At 55.7% G+C, this 16,131-nt stretch carries 15 protein-coding genes; 2 read left to right on the plus strand and 13 right to left on the minus strand.

Going from position 1 to position 16,131, the window contains the following annotated elements:
* Positions 1 to 124: 124 nt before the first annotated feature.
* Positions 125 to 1,492, minus strand: a complete 1,368-nt coding sequence (locus tag AC6I6N_RS03255) for a TrkH family potassium uptake protein (protein ID WP_230018244.1) — start codon at positions 1,490 to 1,492, stop codon at positions 125 to 127.
* Positions 1,493 to 1,495: 3 nt separating this feature from the next.
* The gene (locus AC6I6N_RS03260) at positions 1,496 to 2,149 is read right to left on the minus strand and encodes a potassium channel family protein (protein ID WP_108727453.1); all 654 of its coding nucleotides are present in this window, start codon (positions 2,147 to 2,149) and stop codon (positions 1,496 to 1,498) included.
* Positions 2,150 to 2,305: 156 nt separating this feature from the next.
* On the opposite strand from AC6I6N_RS03260, the gene AC6I6N_RS03265 reads away from it, so the two are divergent.
* The gene (locus AC6I6N_RS03265) at positions 2,306 to 3,406 is read left to right on the plus strand and encodes an alkene reductase (RefSeq protein WP_230018242.1); all 1,101 of its coding nucleotides are present in this window, start codon (positions 2,306 to 2,308) and stop codon (positions 3,404 to 3,406) included.
* A gap of 181 nt (positions 3,407 to 3,587) precedes the next feature.
* Here AC6I6N_RS03265 and AC6I6N_RS03270 read toward each other — a convergent pair whose 3' ends face one another.
* The 5 genes from AC6I6N_RS03270 to imuA form a co-directional block, all read right to left on the minus strand.
* The gene (locus tag AC6I6N_RS03270) at positions 3,588 to 4,007 is read right to left on the minus strand and encodes a PaaI family thioesterase (RefSeq protein WP_094196633.1); all 420 of its coding nucleotides are present in this window, start codon (positions 4,005 to 4,007) and stop codon (positions 3,588 to 3,590) included.
* Positions 4,004 to 4,465 carry a GatB/YqeY domain-containing protein gene (locus AC6I6N_RS03275; protein WP_094196634.1) on the minus strand — a complete coding sequence of 154 codons (462 nt, stop codon included), beginning with the start codon at positions 4,463 to 4,465 and terminating at the stop codon, positions 4,004 to 4,006. Before AC6I6N_RS03275 ends, AC6I6N_RS03270 begins: the two co-directional genes overlap by 4 nt.
* A 64-nt stretch (positions 4,466 to 4,529) precedes the next feature.
* On the minus strand, positions 4,530 to 7,727 hold the full coding sequence (locus AC6I6N_RS03280; protein WP_249494362.1) for an error-prone DNA polymerase: 3,198 nt from the start codon (positions 7,725 to 7,727) through the stop codon (positions 4,530 to 4,532).
* The gene (locus tag AC6I6N_RS03285) at positions 7,724 to 9,007 is read right to left on the minus strand and encodes a Y-family DNA polymerase (RefSeq protein WP_264672810.1); all 1,284 of its coding nucleotides are present in this window, start codon (positions 9,005 to 9,007) and stop codon (positions 7,724 to 7,726) included. The genes AC6I6N_RS03280 and AC6I6N_RS03285 overlap by 4 nt, the downstream gene beginning before the upstream one ends.
* Positions 8,964 to 9,701 (minus strand): translesion DNA synthesis-associated protein ImuA, encoded by a 738-nt coding sequence (imuA, locus tag AC6I6N_RS03290; protein ID WP_108727456.1) that lies wholly within the window; start codon positions 9,699 to 9,701, stop codon positions 8,964 to 8,966. The genes AC6I6N_RS03285 and imuA overlap by 44 nt, the downstream gene beginning before the upstream one ends.
* 114 nt (positions 9,702 to 9,815) lie before the next feature.
* On the opposite strand from imuA, the gene AC6I6N_RS03295 reads away from it, so the two are divergent.
* Positions 9,816 to 10,430, plus strand: coding sequence for a tRNA-uridine aminocarboxypropyltransferase (locus AC6I6N_RS03295; RefSeq protein ID WP_497943218.1), 615 nt, complete (start codon positions 9,816 to 9,818; stop codon positions 10,428 to 10,430).
* Here AC6I6N_RS03295 and AC6I6N_RS03300 read toward each other — a convergent pair.
* The 6 genes from AC6I6N_RS03300 to pbpG form a co-directional block, all read right to left on the minus strand.
* Positions 10,417 to 10,836, minus strand: a complete 420-nt coding sequence (locus AC6I6N_RS03300) for a carboxypeptidase-like regulatory domain-containing protein (protein ID WP_346548626.1) — start codon at positions 10,834 to 10,836, stop codon at positions 10,417 to 10,419. The genes AC6I6N_RS03295 and AC6I6N_RS03300 overlap by 14 nt on opposite strands.
* Positions 10,833 to 11,726, minus strand: coding sequence for an NRDE family protein (locus AC6I6N_RS03305; RefSeq protein ID WP_108727458.1), 894 nt, complete (start codon positions 11,724 to 11,726; stop codon positions 10,833 to 10,835). Before AC6I6N_RS03305 ends, AC6I6N_RS03300 begins: the two co-directional genes overlap by 4 nt.
* 85 nt (positions 11,727 to 11,811) lie before the next feature.
* Positions 11,812 to 12,759, minus strand: coding sequence for a M14 family metallopeptidase (locus tag AC6I6N_RS03310; RefSeq protein ID WP_249494365.1), 948 nt, complete (start codon positions 12,757 to 12,759; stop codon positions 11,812 to 11,814).
* A gap of 45 nt (positions 12,760 to 12,804) precedes the next feature.
* On the minus strand, positions 12,805 to 13,794 hold the full coding sequence (locus AC6I6N_RS03315; RefSeq protein WP_427957208.1) for a Bug family tripartite tricarboxylate transporter substrate binding protein: 990 nt from the start codon (positions 13,792 to 13,794) through the stop codon (positions 12,805 to 12,807).
* A 157-nt stretch (positions 13,795 to 13,951) separates the two neighbouring features.
* Positions 13,952 to 14,866 carry a LysR family transcriptional regulator gene (locus AC6I6N_RS03320; protein WP_108727460.1) on the minus strand — a complete coding sequence of 305 codons (915 nt, stop codon included), beginning with the start codon at positions 14,864 to 14,866 and terminating at the stop codon, positions 13,952 to 13,954.
* An 11-nt stretch (positions 14,867 to 14,877) separates the two neighbouring features.
* Complete coding sequence (gene pbpG, locus AC6I6N_RS03325; RefSeq protein WP_230018230.1) at positions 14,878 to 15,882, minus strand: D-alanyl-D-alanine endopeptidase; 1,005 nt, start codon at positions 15,880 to 15,882, stop codon at positions 14,878 to 14,880.
* Positions 15,883 to 16,131 lie beyond the last annotated feature (249 nt).

The raw sequence follows: 16,131 nt of genomic DNA on the forward strand, positions 1-16,131 counted from the left end.
GATCCATAAGCCTGCATCCTGATCAGTAGTTGTTCGATGTTTACATCTGTTAACCATACCAAAAAACGATGACAATAGTCGTTTTTATTAAAACTTCTTGTATATCTGTGGTTTAGCGACTGAATTAGCCCACTTGGAAGTTGCCTTCCGGATAGCGTATGCGGCTGCGTTTGCGCGTGGCCAAGGAGTAAATCAGGGTCAGAGGGCCGAGTCGACCCGCAAACATCAGCACCATGATCAGGATCTGGCTGGGCATGGAAAGTTTGTGAGTGATGCCGTGGCTCATGCCGGTGGTGCTTAAGGCCGAGGCTGCTTCAAACAGAAGGCTGGTAATGGGCATGTCCTCAAACAAGGTCAGTAGCAAGACGCTGATGAAGTACAGAGCGCCGGTAATCAGAAACAGAGCCAGCGCTTTCTGGACGGTGTCAGGCGCGACGCTGCGGCCCATCAAGACCACTTCTTCACGTTGGCGGATATATGAGCGTACGGCGGCCATTAATACAATCAGCGTTCCGATTTTGATACCACTGGCGGTGCTGAGCGAGCCACCGCCAATGAGCATCAGCACGATCAGCATCAACTGGGTGCTGTCGCGCAGGCTGGCAATATCCATGGTGGTAAAGCCGGCGGTGCGTGTGGCGGCATTTTGCATCCAGGCGGCCAGTGCCTGATCACCCACCCCAAGCATGCCCAGGGTTTTGGGGTTACTAAACTCCAGTGCCCAGAGGCTAAAAAAACCAATCAGGTTCAGAATCAGTGTGCCCAGCAAGATCACTTTGGTATAGGGCAGCAGGGTTTGCCAGCGTTTCTTTTGCCCAACATCGGCCAGCACGGTAAAGCCAATCCCGCCCAGGATAATCAGGCCCGACATGGTCATGACTGAAATAACATCCCCCGAAATCGGGATCAGGGAGTTATGGAACAAGGAAAAACCGGCGTTATTGAAGGCAGTGACGGCATGGAACAGGGCGCGGTACAAGGCCGTGGTCCACGGTAAATCAATGGTCCACCGCAGAAACAAAATGGCAGCGGCGATCAATTCAATCAAGACGGCAATTTTGAATACTTGCAAAGCCGTGCTGCGAATACGAGACACACTGGTTTGATTAAAGGCTTCCAATGCCAGCGCTTGCTGGCTGACACTGATGCGCTTGTGCATGGTGATGGCGGCAATGACGGCAAAGGTCACAAAGCCCATGCCGCCAACTTGCACCAGCAGTGCCAAAACAATCTGCCCAAAGTGCGTTAAGTCCGTGGCAGGATCAATGACCGCCAAACCCGTGACGGTGACCGCCGAGGTCGCCATGAACAAGGCCTGGAAAACGCCCAGACGGTGTTCGGCCGCTTGTGGCAGGCTAAGCAAAATAGCGCCCAGGATAATCAGGGCCATAAAGCCCAGAGCCAGTACCAGCGGCGGGCTGGCGCTGAGAGTGCGGGTCTGAGGATTGACCTCAAGACGGCGAGTCAGACTATTGGGTAGCCAGTTGCGCATACATCAAACCAGTTTGGGGGCGGCAGTACGAAGAGCTTGCAACTGTCCAAGCAAGATCAGCAGGTCTTTGGCATGCAGGGCAAAATCAGCATCGGGCTGGGTCGTGGTTTGACCACGACGTTTGACCAGCAAAACCTGCACATCGTCCATTTGCTCGCGCAGCACATCTTTGATGGTCTGCCCATTCATATTCTCGCTGGCTGTTACTTCCACAATGTAATCGCCATTACCCAGGGTGATGTAGTCGTTGACCATCGGATAGCTGAGCATTTGGGCAACCCGTATGCCCATTTCTTCTTCGGGGTGAATAATGCGGTTAACCCCGATTTTGGCCAGAATCAAATGCTGGGCATGAGAAGTCGCTTTGGCCCAGATCGTGGGAACACCAAAACTTTTCAGATGAACCACACAAACCAGGCAGGCTTCAATATCGGCCCCAATTGCAACCAGAACTACGTCATAATTGTCCAGCCCCAGCTCTTCCAGGGCCTGGCGGTCAGTGACATCGGCAATGACGGCACGGCTTAACTGGTCCGCATATTTGTTGACCAATTTGGGGTTTGTGTCCACTCCCAGCACGGAGTGTCCTGTTTTCATGAGTTCCAAGGCGCAGGCCGAACCGAAGCGGCCTAATCCTATGACGGCGAACTGTGCCATAGCTTAGTTGATCCGTTTGATGCTTGAAACAATTTCAAGCCAAATTAAGCGTTGATGGTATAAAGGCATATCTGGTAAAAACCCTTATCGGGTATTCCCTTGGGCGCGTGTCGTTGAAGCCCCAGCGGAAACATCAATAGTGGACAGTGTAAAACAATGGTTAGTTTGTTTGATCCAATAAAATTGGGTGATATTGAACTCCTGAACCGCATCATCATGGCGCCCATGACACGCGCGCGCGCCTCGGAGGGCCGTATGCCCAATGATTTGATGCGTATGTACTATTGTCAGCGAGCTAGTGCGGGGCTGATTGTAGCCGAAGCGACCTCGGTATCGCCGCAGGGCGTGGGCTATGCCCACACGCCGGGCATCTGGAGTCGTGCTCAGGTCGATGCATGGCGCACGATTACAGAGGCCGTACATGCCAAGGGTGGTCGAATTGTTCTGCAATTATGGCATGTGGGGCGTGTCTCTGATCCAGAGTTTCTAAATGGTCAAATACCGGTTGCGCCCAGCGCGATTGCCTGCGAGGGTATGGTCAGCCACTTAAGTCCTGAGCGTCCTTTTGTGGTGCCTCGCGCTTTGCGTAGCGAAGAAATCGCCGACATCGTGGATGATTTTTCCGTTGCTGCACAGAACGCGCTCAGTGCCGGTTTCGATGGGGTTGAGATACATGGTGCCAATGGCTATCTGATCGATCAGTTCCTGCACGACGGCTCTAACACCCGTACGGACGCTTACGGTGGTTCTATTGAAAACCGGGCGCGCTTTCTGTTGGAAGTTGTGGATGCCTGTGTGGCCATTTGGGGGGCCGGTCGAGTCGGTGTGCATTTATCCCCGCGCGGTGGTTTGCACGGCATGAAGGATTCTGATCCTGCCCGTTTGTTCTCTTATGTGGCGTGTGAGCTGGATCGACGTGATATTGCCTTCTTGTTTCTGCGTGAAAGCCCGGCTTCGGACAGCTTATTGCCCATGATCAAATGTCAGTTTGGCGGCGCGATTATCGCTAACGAACATTTTGATTTCCCCACTGCACAGACCACTTTATCCAAAGGCATGGCAGATGCCGTGTCGTTCGGTAAGGCTTTTTTGTCTAACCCGGACTTGCCCTTGCGTTTGCAGTTGCGTGCTCCCTTGAATGGCTGGGACCCGGGCTCTTTTTATACCCAGGGGCCCAAAGGTTATACGGATTATCCGTTCTTGAAATTCAGCCCTGAATGGGATCAGCCTGTCGATGAGGATTTGCAGACACATTAAGCCTGTCTGCGAGGACATCGCCGGAAATAAAAAAGCCCGTATCAAACGGGCTTTTTTTAGTGCGCTTCTTTTCAATCCGATAGCCGTTTGGGAACCAGCTACTGTCTTTGAATGGCTGAGTGCTTTACGTGAAGATAGCTCGTGGCGGCCCATTCATGCCAAGTCGTATTGCCCTTGGCGTTTAGCTACCGCGTACTACCCGGAACGTAGCAGCTGCTTTAACCAGCAAGCGTTCTTTCTCATCGTATCCGCCCCCTTCGCAGTAAGCGGTATCGCCTTCCAGATACAGGCATTGGGCCTTGAACCAGACATCGCCCCGCGCTGGTAATAGAAACTGCGAGTTCATGTCTATGGTAGCCATGCCCGAGCCAGGGCGTTGAGCCCGTGCTGCGGCGCTAAGGGTGAAGTCCAGAATCGCCATCAACGTCCCCCCGTGCACATCAGCACGGGAGTTGGCATTACAGGCTTGCCAGGGCAGGAAGGTGATCACCTCCTGCTCGGTGCTGCTGACCGTTTGCAGGCCCAGGTGCTGCATGAGGGGGATGTGAGTGCCGAAAAAATCCTGTTTGGGCTGCGCCCGTTCGGCCTGCCAATGCTTCATGGGTTCAGTTTTTGCTTCACTTGAGCGGAAACCTGGGACATATCAGCACGGCCTGCCAGCTTGGCTTTGACCAAACCCATGACCTTGCCCATCAGTGCGGGACCTTGGGCGCCTTCGGACTGGGCCTGGGTAATGGCGTCGGCAATGACAGCATCAACTTCAGCACTGTCGGCTTGCTGAGGCAGGTATTCTTGCAGAATCAGCAATTCGGATTTTTCTTTCTCGGCGCTTTCGGTACGACCTGCAGACTCAAAAGCCTGAATGGATTCGCGGCGCTGTTTCACCTGCTTTTCAATGATGCTGGTTACTTCGGTATCGCCCAGCTCGGTACGTTCGTCCACTTCGCGTTGTTTGATCGCGGCCTGCAGAAAACGCAAGGTCTCCAGGCGTCCGCTATCGCGAGCGCGCATCGCCGTTTTGATATCTTCAGCTAAACGGGTTTTGAGTGTTTGACTCATGGTGGTTCCTGGTTGAACGGGCAAAGCCATAGTTTAACGCAGGGTGAGGTGGGGAAAAATCCGATTATTGAAAATCTCGACTACGTGCAAGCAGATGACCAATCAGATGATTCATGGATACCAAACGGCGGGCAATCAAATGGCAAACGCTGCCATCGCGCTGCCAGATACCATAGACCCCCAGCAGACGAGATTGAAGCAAGGCCTGGGATTGCTCCTGGGCCAGTTCTTCGCGCACGATGACATTGACACTGCCGGTTTCATCTTCCAGCGTCACAAACACGGTGCCTTTCGCGGTGCCGGGGCGTTGACGAGTGGTGACCAACCCACAAGCCCGTGCCAGACGCCGATCCGGGCAGGTTTGATTAAGCTGTTCTGCCGTTGAGAATCGCAAGGGGGCCAACTGTGTGCGTAGCAGGGACAAAGGGTGGTGGTTCAGGCTCAAGCCCACGGCTTGATAGTCGCTTAATACCTCCAGTCCCGCAGTGGCACGCGGCAGATCCGGGGTTTGATCCGGCGTTTCAGCATGGCTCAGCAATCCTGCCTGGCTGGGACGTCGGGCATCCCAAACGCTGTGGCGGCGTTGACTATAGGCACTGCGCAAGGCATGGGCCTGGGCCAACGCTTGTTGATCGTGGGCTGACAGAGCCAGCTCCTGGCGCAAGCAGGCCAGATTCAGCAGACGTTCCGGGTGGCTTTGCCGGTAACTGACGATGGCATGCGCCCCTTGTTCGCTCAAACCCTTGACCATGTGCAAGCCCAGACGTACCTGGCGTGGGCTGCCAGGCTTGGAGCAGACATGGCTGTCGTACAGGCTGTATTGCACATCAATGGGCAAGACCTGTACGCCGTGACGACGCGCGTCCTGGACTAACTGGCTGGGGCCGTAAAAGCCCATGGGTTGGGAGTTCAGCAAGGCAGCCAGAAAGTGATCCGGGTAACGTGCTTTCAGATAGGCGCTGAACCAGGCCAGTTTGGCGAAGCTGGCCGAGTGGCTTTCCGGAAAGCCGTATTCCCCAAAACCGCTGATCTGGTCGAACAGACGCTGTGAAAATTCGGGATCATAGCCTTTGGCGGCCATGCCATCGAGCAGCTCCTGCTCAAAAGGCCCCAGGCCACCACGACGACGCCAGGCGGCCATGGCTCGTCGCAAAGCATCGGCCTTATCTGCCGAGAAACCTGCCGCCTCCATGGCCAGCTCCATAGCCTGTTCCTGAAAAATAGGTACGCCCAAGGTACGTGCCAGCACATGGCGAATTTCGGGGGCGGGGTAGTCGACTTTGCGGTGGTCGCGGCGACGCTCCAGATAAGGATGCACCATGCCACCCTGAATGGGGCCGGGGCGCACAATGGCCACTTGCACGACCAAGTCGTAAAAACACGTGGGCCGCAGACGCGGCAACATGCTCATCTGGGCGCGGGACTCGATCTGGAACACGCCGATGGTGTCGGCCCGTCGTATCATGCGAAAGGTTTTGGCGCTTTGCAAAGGAATGTCCTGCAAGTGGAACGGTTTGCCTTTTTGTTGGCTGATACTGTCCAGGCAACGGCGCAAGGCGCTCAACATGCCCAAAGCCAGAATGTCGACTTTCAGCAGGCCCAGCACATCCAGATCGTCCTTGTCCCATTGCACAACGCTGCGCCCCGGCATGGCTGCGTTTTGAATCGGCACCAGCCTGTGCAAGGGCGTTTGTGAAATCACAAACCCGCCTGGATGCTGGGACAGATGACGCGGAAAGCCCATGAGCTGGCGGGTCAAGGACAGCCATTGATGTGCTTGTTCGGGTGGGCATTGAGGAAAGCGCGCAAAGACCTCATCTTGAATGCGGGTGTCGTTAAGCCAGGCGCGGTCACATTGAATCAAGGCCTCGACCAGGGGTTGAGGAATGCTCAGTGCCTTGCCGGTATCGCGCAAGGCACTACGGCGTCTATAGGTGGTGATGACTGCGGTTAAGGCGGCCCGTTGTCGGCCATATTTGCGGTAAATGTACTGAATGACTTCTTCGCGGCGCTGGTGCTCGAAGTCCACATCAATATCGGGCGGTTCCGCTCGCGCCCGGCTAATGAAGCGAGCAAATAAGGTGTGGCTGCTGGCAGGGTCGACTTCGGTAATGCCCAGGCAATAGCATACGGCCGAGTTGGCGGCCGAGCCTCGGCCCTGGCACAAGATTCCCTGGCTGCGCGCATAGCTGACGATGTCGTGCAAGGTCAGAAAGTAGGACTCGTAGCCCAGGTCTGCAATCAGGCTCAGCTCTTGCTCCAGACGCATGCGCAAATGGTCGCTGATCCCTTTGGGATAGCGTCTTTGGACACCACGCTCGGTTTCCTGTCGCAGATATTCAATGCCACTGAGGCCAGGAGGCACAATCTCGACCGGGTACTCGTACTTGATTTCGCTTAAACAGAACTGACACAGCGCCTGGATGTGATCGGTGGTCTCACGCAGTTCGGCGGGGTAGAGATTGGCCAGTTGGAAGCGACTGCGTAAATGATGCTCGGCATTACCGGCCAAGGACCAACCGCATTCCTGCACGGGCGTTTTCAGGCGTATGGCAGCCAAGGTATCGTGCAATGGTTGGCGAGAGCGCACATGCATATGAACGCCTCCCAAAGCGGCACAAGGTACGCCAGACTCCTGCGCTGCCAGCCTGACGGCACGTAAGTGCTGCATGTCCTGATCGCGTCTATGCAGACTGATGCCTAAAAACAGGCGGCCTGCAAACAGCTCCAACAGCCGCTGTGTGTGAAGGTGGATGTGCTCGCGATCCAAGCCATAAGCGGGTTTGTAAATGACCAGACAGTCCGGCAAAACGTGTTGTTGTGAGCCTTGACGGGCTTGCTGCAAAAAAGACCAGTCAATCGAGGCTTGCTGTTTTAAGTCCAGAGACTGGTGCACGTGTGAGATGAATTGGCAGAGATTGCCATAGCCCTCTTTGTTGCGCGGCAAAATCAGCAGCTCATGGGCCTGAGTAGCGTCGCCAGTCATGCTTGTGGAATGGGTGTTTGGTGGGTTTGCCGGTTCCCACACGCCTGTAAAGCAGAATCGGCTTCCCACCAGCAGGCGAATTTCCGGATGCAGTTTGGCCTGCGCATAGGCGCGTACCACACCGGCCATGGAGGCGTAATCGCATAAGGCCAGCGCCTTGTAACCTAGCTCGGCGGCTCGGCTGACCAGCTCTTCGGGGTGGGACGCACCATTCAGAAAGCTGTAGTTGGACAGGCAGTCCAGCTCTGAGTACAGCAGGTCTATATGGGATTTCATCCAAAGACTCCGTGCAGGTACCAGGCATGTTCCTGGCTCAAGTCCCGATAAACCCAATACAAGCGTCCTTGCGGACACAAGGCGATAAAGTAGTCCCGTTGCTGATGTCCGGAGCCGCTCCACCAGCCTGTCTGTACCCGTTCCGGGCCTTGAACCAGGCGTAGGCGCTGATTATCCAGAAGCGGGGATTGCTGATCGTGTTGTAAAGGCTGAGCCGGGTCCAGCATCCAGCAAGGACGTTGCAAAGTTGGATGACTGGTCTTGGGGGGCTGACTGCTGGACAAGGACAGCCATTGATTCGCTTGTTCAGGCAAATAGCTGGCTTGGGCGGCAGGCATCAAAATCTGTTCAGCCCCTAACCTGGCTTGTAAACGCTCCAGAAGTTGCTGGTCTTGCTCTTGCCAATGGCGTGCATCGGGAAACAAGCCGCTGGCATGAGTTTGGCGAGGATGCAGTTGTTGAGCCTGCAGCACCAGGCTTTGTACAGCCGCCTGCAATTGCAGTGGCTGGAACTGTTCTTGCCATACTGGCAGAAAGTCCTGGCTGCGCCAGCAGGAGCGGGCCATCTGTAATTCCAGGCGGGTGGCGGTGGGGTAGTCCTTGTATCGTTCCGTATGCAGTACCAGTTCCAGACGTCCGCAGGCCAGTTGATATTGATTCAGCCAGGCCTCCAGTTGGATCAACAGGCGGTTTAACGCCCGCAAGATGGTGGGTTTGTGATTGGACGGGGCATCCATCTCCTGTTTGCGTGTAAATTGCGGGGCCGTATGCACCCATTCCAAGGCCCAACTTTGTGTGCCGTAGGCTTGGTCCAATTGCAAAAGTAGGGCGCGCAACCCACGCTGGGACAGGCCATCACGGGGCAGTTGATGTAACTGGCCCAGGGTATGGCAGCCCAGACTATGCAGCCACTGCAACTGGTCAGCGGGCGGGGCCAGCAAGTGGATAGGAAGCGGGTTCAAGCAGGCTGGTAAACGGCGGACGCAACGGCGCTGCTTGTGGTTGGACAAAGCCAGCAAGCAGGCGGCGCGGGCCGTCGGCGCCAGGGCCAGACAGGGCTGGGGGACAAGAGGGGACAAATCAGCCTGAACCTGTTGATACAGACGGCGTAAGCCACCAAACAGCCGGATGCTGGCACGGATATTCAATACCCATAAATGGGTTTGAACCTGTGCCAGTTGAGGGCTGTAGCGCAGCAAAACCGCTTGGATACCGTCCTGCTGCTCGGGATTGGCCTCAGGCGTAAGCAGGCTCTGGGGCAGTCGCAGGCATAGGTACATGAGACGGAATGGCCGTTGGCGGCATCAAGATGTGGTGGGGCGCTAAGGCAATGCTGTCCTTGCAAGGTGGGCCCCGACGTTTGCGAATATGGACATCCAACCAAGGCTGTCCTTGTTGGTCTTGTCGGGTCTGAAGATCCAGACGTAAAAGGGCTGGGCTGTTGGCCTGACTGTGCGCCGGACGCAAACAAAAAAACAGGCTGTCGCTTTGGTTGGCTAATAGCTGCAACTGGCGCAAGGAGGCGAAAGGCACGTGAGCAGGCAACCAACTTAATACGGCAGCGCAATGGCCGTGACGTAAGGCCTGGGCGCTGGCCCACAAGGTGTCGTTCAGGTGTTGGCTGCGTATCCAGATCAAGCGGGCGGCTAACGCGTTTTCTGATGTAGCGCTTTGTCCCGTCGTGGCAGAGGTGCCGCGCCATCGTTGTTGCATGGGCTGATAGGGCGGCGCAACTAAAATACGCAATCGTTCTGCAGGCAGGGTGTTCAAGGCTGGCAGTAATAAGGATAAGGCACTGCTGTCCTGTGGTGCTTGCAGCTCGATCAGGCTGCCGATAGGCCAGCCTCCTCCTGGTAATTCAGCATCCAGAGCGTCAAAGCCGCTGGACAGGCAAGAACCTGCGGCATGCGCATAATGCTTGCCCGTCCACAGGGAGGGATGGAGGTCTAAAAGGGAACGAAGTGCGCTTGCCATAGGTGTGCTCCTGATTGCTGTATAAATATACAGTAAATTTGTTTGTCAGCAAACCAGGAGTCGGTTTCAAGGCAGAACTTTTATATACTGTGACCTTCTGTTTGACTCTCTCGCATGAACGCTTCCCTTCTCTCCCGCCCAGGCCGTTGCGCACAGTGCCAGCGGCCATTGGCTCGCTGCTTGTGTCCCTTGATTCCCTCGCTAGAAGCGGCGTGCCCGGTTCTGATTTTGCAGCATCCGTCCGAAGCGCGGCATGCGCTCAATACCGCACGTCTGGCGTATTTGGGATTGAAAGGGACAGAGTTATGGGTGGGGGAGCAGTTTGAAGAGCTGGGGGCGCGTCTGGCACAGGCGCATCGCCCTGTCTTGCTGTTTCCGGGGCCGCAAGCCAAGGTAGCGGGTTCAACAGGCCCAGAAGAAAAACCGGATTTGATCGTGGTGCCCGATGGCACCTGGCGCAAGGCGCGCTTGATTTTGCATCGTAATCCGGTCTTGCAAACCCTGCCGTATTGGATGCTGCCTGACGGGGAAGCGTCACGCTACAGGCTGCGTAAAGCGCCCGACCCTCAGGCCGTGTCTACCTTGGAAGCGATTGTCCGGTTGATGCAGATTATGGAGCCAGAGCGAGATTTCAGGCCTTTGTTACGGCCTTTCGATCAGTTGATCGAAGAGCAGATCCAGGCCATGGGCCTGGATACCTATCAGCGTAACTATCCTACTTCCAGATGAAGTTCAGCTCACGGGACTGACCGTCCACAATGCTGGCCTGGCGCTCCTGGGTTTGACCCTGGTACGTGGCAAACACCTTGTAATTGCCGGGCGCAAGGCGAATCAGGCAGTAGGGGCCATCGATCAGACTGTTCAGCACAGTTTGGTCGCCGCTGTTGCGGATGACCAGTTGCACGTCGGAAATATAGCCGACGCGCTCGCCCTGATGCGCCGAGAAGTTGACGGATAAGGGGAAGGTGCCGCGTACCATGCGGAATAACTGGGCTTCATCGCTGCCTATTCCGCCGCTAATGTATTCGGTTGATCCGTAGTACTGGCTGGGCGGCAGTTCCTGGGAATGCGTGATGGGACTGCTCAATAAGGCCAGCGACATGGCAATGCCGATCAAAGAAAGACGAGGACTCATGAGATTTCCTTGCTTGAAGTGGGAAGACTAAGCGGGCCATTAGTGGCTCTGTTGCTGTTATGAGAGGGGGCAGGCTGGCTGTCAGGATGAAAGCTGGGCCATAAAAAAGGCCAGTCATGCTGACGGATGGGTTCAGCGAGCGAATTGAAACTGCGTTCACGTAGCATCCCGTGCCCATGCTGATGAATAGTAATGACGGTGGTGCAGCGGGTGCCGTAATCGGGGCTGACAATAAACGGGCTGCTTAACAAGCGTTCGTGCTCAAGGCTCAGACCGGTTTGGGGCAAGTCAGAGTCGGCGGCCACTTCTTGATTGCGCAAGCCCTGGAACAAACCTTCTACCGCTTGCGGCGAGCCATCAAAATGCTGCGCCTGCAGAGTTTCTTTCAGGAACAGGCTTTTGGGCCAAGGCGTATTGAGCCAGGCATTGCTTAGAATATGCACGCCCGGTTCCAGCCGATGCGGACGGCCGCTGGGGTGGCGATTGCTGTAATAGCCCAGACGTAACGGTTGTTGTGTGTCAGGCCACTCCAGAACAAAGAGATTGAAGCCTGCGTAGTCAGCCCCTTCCCGGGCTAACTGTTCCAGATACTCGGCGGGACTGCGCTCATCGACCAGGAACTGAGGAATCAGTTCGCCACGCGAACGGTGCTTGCGGTTTTTGCTGCCCGGCACTTCGCGGTAATTGGTTAGCAGGGCCAGACGTCCACGGCTTTGCGTCAGGCCCAGCCAAGTACCTCCGGCTTGCAGGTCTCGACCCGCCAGAATCTGGGACTCGTTTTGCCAGGGCTGAGCCGGCTGGCTGGGGCGAGCATGATATTCGTCGCGATTGGTGGCAATAATCAGCGGCCAATCCGCATTCACTCCGACGGCGATATAAGCGATGCACATGTGCCGATTGTAGGATGGCTATGCAGGCTTTGGTAGCCAAAGTACCGCCAAGTTTCGCTTTTCTTCTCGGTATTTGAAAGGCCCGTCAAGAGGGTGCGTAGTCTTGTGCCAGGCGCACGACGGTGACACCGGGGCGTAGCTGGCGTAGTGACGGCATGACCAGCGTGCAATGATCGTAAGGCGTCAGCAAGGGCTGGTCATCGGCTTGCCCAATCTGGGTGCCTGCTTTGGCCAAGGTTTCCAGGCCTTGCCAGTTTTGGCTGAAACTGACGTTCATGGAAGGGGCGACAACGGCATGGGTAACTTGCAAAATGCGCTGCTGATCGGGCGAGGCTCGACGCCAGTCCGCAGGCAAATCCTCTTCTTGCACAATCTCGGAGGCGATCAGAAAGCGGGCAATCAGGTCCAATGCGATAGCAGGTGTATCTGGATCACCATGAAAGCCACATTCCAATAATAAGGAGCGGGTCTCATCGGCATTCGGGTCAGAAAAACGGCCGTAATCGCGCATGCGTACGCCGTCCTTGTGGCCCGTATCCACAATGACATGCTCGGGGGCGCTCAGGGTTTGCGCCAGCTCGATATTGCGCGCCAAGGTGCCGGTCAATAACAAGGGGGCACTGGGTTCATGCATGGAGTGCAGATCCAGCAACCAGTCGGCTTGTTCCAGCCAAGGCAAGATGGCCCGTGCGCGTCGTTGTTCTTGTGTCTGTGTTTGCGACAGCTTTTGATCGCTCCAAACGCGGTTCATGTCTTCGTCCACGTAGCGGCTGGCGTCGTGCTGCGCAGGGTCAAAGCGATCAAAGGCGTCCAGATTGCAAAAGGCCAGAATCAGTTTGCCGCGACGTGGCTGCATGCCGCTGGCTAGCACGGCTTTCAAGGCCCAGGCGCCGCACAGCTCGTTGCCATGGATCAGGGCGCTGATCATGACGGTACGGCCTGCCTTGCCCGAATCCAGACACCACAGGCCAGGAACACCGGTATTGCCCTGACGCTCTTTTTGAATGTCAGGCAAAGAAAGAGAAAATTGCATGGTGAAGACTCCAGCGCCCCGGCTGTCAGCCAGGGCGCATGTGTTTTATTCGGCCTGCAGTTTGGCCAACTCGACCAGACGGGCGTATTTGTCGACCTCTTTGGCCTGAAACTCGGCCGCGTTCATGCCGGGGGCGTAGAGCGTGGCTCCATTTGACTGCATCTTCTCTTGCAAGGTGGGCGATTGCAGACTGCTGTCCAGGGCTTGACGCAAGGTGCTGGTGACGGACTCGGGCAAATCCTTGGGGCCATACAAGCCAAACCAGACGTTGATATCGACCTTTTCAAAGCCGGGGGTATCGGCCAGCGGCGGGATTTCCGGGGCGGCTGGAGAAGCCTTGGTTTCGGTAATGCCCAAAGGCACAATGGCACCGGCGCGAGCTTGTTGTAAACCTGATGACAGTACAAGGTAAGCCGTATCCAATTGCCCGCTCATCAAATCCGATACCAGAGGAGGTACGCCGCGATAGGGCACGTGCATGGCGGTGGTGCCGGTCGAAGCGTTCACCATTTCACCGGCCAGGTGCAAGGTCGTACCGACGCCCGAGGAGCCAAAACTGAAGGCTTCCGGTTCGGCAGCGCGCAGCTTTTGGGCATAATCTGCGGCAGAATGAATGCCGGATTTTGTGGAGGCAGCCAGCAACAAGGGTTGGGACGCAATCATGCCAATAGGCGTGAAATCTTGTTGTCCGTTGTAACGTACGGCTTTATTGATCATGCCCGCAATGATCATCTCGTTGGTGGAACCGAGCAGCAAGGTATAGCCGTCGGCAGCGGCCCGTTGTACGCGCTGGGCACCAATGGTGCCGCCGGCACCGCCCGCATTTTCCACGACGACACTTTGACCCAGGCGGCTGCTGAGTTCTTCAGCCAGCAGGCGCGCGGTCAAGTCCACACTGCCGCCAGCGGGGTAGCCCACGACCAGAGTCAGGGGGCGCGCAGGATAAGTGTCGGCATGGCTGACCGAGGCTTGCAGCAGGCTGCAGGCGCCCAGAATGCCAAGAACCAAGCTGCGCTTGGAAAAGGAAAAAGACATGATGTGCTCCCCGTTCGATGGATAGGTTTCCGAGCAGCGGCCAGGGCGGCGCTGCGGGCCTGTATATCCTTAGTTATGAACGGCTATTGTGTTCGTTGCTGTCATTTGTGATGTGCTATTAAGGCACATGACCGTGCTTTTTCGATTAGCCGAACGATCAACGACCCTGCTGGGTAAAAGCCCAGACAGACTCGGCCAGCGCCGAGAGCGGAGCCCGGGAGCGGTACAGGCGTACCTCAAAGGCAATTTCATCGCCTTTGCCACCCAATTGCACCAAGGTGCCGCGACGACATTCATTGGCAATCATGGACAAGGGCAACCAGGCGACCCCCATGCCTTTGAGCACCGAACCCATTGCGGTATCCAGCGAGTCGCAACGTACCGTGCTGACCAAGGGGTAGGCAAAATGATGCAGCTTGTCACCCAGAATACGGGCCATGGCCAAGCCGCCCGAATACGAGATCAACGGGATGCTGCGCCCGCTATCGGCATTGAGCTCATACAAAGGCATGCCGTTTTTGCGTCGCTGACAGGTGGGCACGAGCTTGTCAGTGGCAATGGTCATGTAGGTCACTTGCTCGGCCAGTAGCTCAATCGATAAGGCCGGGTGTTCATAACAACACAGGAAGTCTGTTTTGCCTTGGGCGAGCAGCTTGGCCATATCGGCCATCATGCCGGTGCTGATGTCGATGGGCACATGGGCCGACAAAGGCGCATGGCTACCTTTTTGCAGGCGGCTGACCCAGTCGGTGACCAGGGTACGCGCCAGGCTGCGGCCAGTGGCAATTCGTAAACTGCCTTGCCCGGCCTGATCCGACGCCTGCAATTGCCGACGGACACGGTTTAATTGTTCCAACACTTGGTTGGCGGTGTTGTAGAACACCTGTCCTTCTGGTGTCAGCGTAACGGGCAAGCTGCTGCGCTCGACCAAAGGCGTTCCTACCCATGCTTCCAAGGCCCGAATGCGGCGCCCAAATGCCGGATGCGTGACGTGGCGTTGTTCTGCCGCTCGAACAAAACTGCCCGCACGAGCCAGGGTCACGAAGTCTTCAAGCAGTTTGAGTTGGGACACGAAGAGCCGTCTTAAAGCATGGCCAGTCCGTTGGACTTTTCAACCAGATTGCGGATCCGTACGGCGTCACCAATACGCGAGTAACGACCCGTGGAATTCAGCAGCACAATAGCCACTTCACGATCTTCGATCTTGGTCAGCATGACCAGGCATTCCCCCGCTTCGTTGATGAAGCCGGTTTTGGAAACTTGAATATCCCAGTTGGCGTTCTTCACCAAACGATTGGTGTTGTTGAATACCAGTTGGCGGCCACGCACAGGCTGGACGGAATACTGATCGTTCGTGGTGTACTGTTGGATACGGTCATGTTGACTGGTGGCGGTCAGTAATTTGACCAGGTCACGCGGGCTGGCCACGTTGTCGCTGGACAAGCCGGTAGGTTCCACAAAACGTGTGTTGCGCATACCCAAAGCGCGTGCCTTGTCATTCATGGCGCGCACAAAAGCAGGCAGACCGCCAGGGTAGCTGCGGCCCAAGGCATGGGCAGCCCGGTTTTCCGAGGACATCAATGCCAAGTGCATCATGTCGGCCCGGTTCAGTTTGGAGCCAACGCGAAGACGCGAGCTGGAGTGTTTGACGCGGTCCACATCTTCGTCGATGATCTCCAGCATTTCATCCATAGGCAGACCGGATTCAGCCACGACCAGGGCCGTCATCAGCTTGGTAATGGACGCAATGGGCCGAACAGCGTCGCTGTTTTTTTGATACAGCACGGTGGACGACTCCAGATCCTGTACAAAGGCAATCTCCGAACGCAGGGCGGCGTGCTGGATGAGAGCGTCGTGTTTGAGGGCATTGAGCGCGCGGCGGCTATCGTTTTCGCTGTAGCTGATGGGTTGCAGGTTTTTTTCAAAAACCAGATGCGGTACGTTGTAGCTGATGGCCGTGCTGGCGTCATTCAATGCGGATGGTTCGGCCAGCGCCAGCGTCTGCGCGACAGACAACATCGAAAATGGCGCTAACAATAAAGCGCATAATGCAGGTCGAATGAGTTTTTTTGTTCTGGTTTGAGGCATTTTTCAGTTCCCGGTCGGCGAGAAACAGAAGGGCGGATAGAATTTGTGCGTTTATGCTACCAGAAAAAATCTTCTTTATATTAGTATCTTACGACCCAAAGTTAAAAAAAATTTAAGATGTTTGCGCCGTATCATTAAGAAACTTATTTTATCTGTATAAAAAAACAGTCTATGTCTTTGTTGAAATCCCCAAACGCTCAAAAACCTGTTTTTATAAACAGATTTTATAAGCTCTGTCTTATTTTTTTA

This window comes from Alcaligenes sp. LTN-3 (assembly GCF_059735605.1).

Coding starts and splice junctions, on each gene's coding strand:
- AC6I6N_RS03255 (WP_230018244.1), bottom strand. CDS start 1,492: ATGCGCAACTGGCTACCCAATAGTCTGACTCGCCGTCTTGAGGTCAAT.
- AC6I6N_RS03260 (WP_108727453.1), bottom strand. CDS start 2,149: ATGGCACAGTTCGCCGTCATAGGATTAGGCCGCTTCGGTTCGGCCTGC.
- AC6I6N_RS03265 (WP_230018242.1), top strand. CDS start 2,306: ATGGTTAGTTTGTTTGATCCAATAAAATTGGGTGATATTGAACTCCTG.
- AC6I6N_RS03270 (WP_094196633.1), bottom strand. CDS start 4,007: ATGAAGCATTGGCAGGCCGAACGGGCGCAGCCCAAACAGGATTTTTTC.
- AC6I6N_RS03275 (WP_094196634.1), bottom strand. CDS start 4,465: ATGAGTCAAACACTCAAAACCCGTTTAGCTGAAGATATCAAAACGGCG.
- AC6I6N_RS03280 (WP_249494362.1), bottom strand. CDS start 7,727: ATGAAATCCCATATAGACCTGCTGTACTCAGAGCTGGACTGCCTGTCC.
- AC6I6N_RS03285 (WP_264672810.1), bottom strand. CDS start 9,007: ATGTACCTATGCCTGCGACTGCCCCAGAGCCTGCTTACGCCTGAGGCC.
- imuA (WP_108727456.1), bottom strand. CDS start 9,701: ATGGCAAGCGCACTTCGTTCCCTTTTAGACCTCCATCCCTCCCTGTGG.
- AC6I6N_RS03295 (WP_497943218.1), top strand. CDS start 9,816: ATGAACGCTTCCCTTCTCTCCCGCCCAGGCCGTTGCGCACAGTGCCAG.
- AC6I6N_RS03300 (WP_346548626.1), bottom strand. CDS start 10,836: ATGAGTCCTCGTCTTTCTTTGATCGGCATTGCCATGTCGCTGGCCTTA.
- AC6I6N_RS03305 (WP_108727458.1), bottom strand. CDS start 11,726: ATGTGCATCGCTTATATCGCCGTCGGAGTGAATGCGGATTGGCCGCTG.
- AC6I6N_RS03310 (WP_249494365.1), bottom strand. CDS start 12,759: ATGCAATTTTCTCTTTCTTTGCCTGACATTCAAAAAGAGCGTCAGGGC.
- AC6I6N_RS03315 (WP_427957208.1), bottom strand. CDS start 13,794: ATGTCTTTTTCCTTTTCCAAGCGCAGCTTGGTTCTTGGCATTCTGGGC.
- pbpG (WP_230018230.1), bottom strand. CDS start 15,882: ATGCCTCAAACCAGAACAAAAAAACTCATTCGACCTGCATTATGCGCT.